The sequence below is a fragment of the Rhodococcus sp. EPR-134 genome (genome assembly GCF_001647205.1).
In the GTDB taxonomy this organism is placed as follows: domain Bacteria; phylum Actinomycetota; class Actinomycetes; order Mycobacteriales; family Mycobacteriaceae; genus Rhodococcus_F; species Rhodococcus_F qingshengii.
Genome location: NZ_LVCT01000304.1, coordinates 1 through 578, shown reverse-complemented (window position 1 = coordinate 578; position 578 = coordinate 1). Strand labels below are relative to the sequence as shown.

At 63.3% G+C, this 578-nt stretch carries 1 pseudogene; it reads right to left on the bottom strand.

The annotated features are described in order from the left end of the window. Positions 1-196 precede the first annotated feature (196 nt). Positions 197-578: pseudogene (locus A2J01_RS13960) on the bottom strand (LLM class flavin-dependent oxidoreductase); the annotation flags it as partial.

Here is a 578-nt window from a genome sequence, read left to right as displayed (position 1 = left end):
TTCTGCGCCAGCCGAAGGATCTCCTCGATCACCTCACGTGGCACCTGACGGTCCTCGTAGGCGCGGCAGCTGATCCGGGCGTCGAGCAACGCTTCCAGGCTCGTATCCACGACGATGCTCTCGGTCATGTGTTCTCTCCTCGATCAGGCTGCACTACAACACTTCGCACGATAGAACTACCGCCTCGACGCAATCGTCAGCGGGTCACCTTTGCGAAGGCCGACACCAGCTCGCCGAACTCTGCCATCGCCGCATCCGGATCCGGATCTACTGCTGCCAGCGCAACCAGCACATCGGTGGCACCGGATTCGAGCAGCTGCTCGGCGCCGATCATCGTCGCCGGGAGGTCGATCGAACCGTCGGACCCGCGTACGACGGTCAGTCGTCCACGGACCTGCAATTCCGCTGGATCGCGTCCGAGATCCGCCATCGCTTTGCCGATGACGTCGATCCCTTCACGTAGGTCGTCGTCCGCGGCACCCATGATCGGAATCCACCCGTCACCCCAGGTTGCGACGCGTCGTACAACGGCCTTGGAGAGCGAACCGGACACCCAGATCGGGATTCCAGCGGCCGGA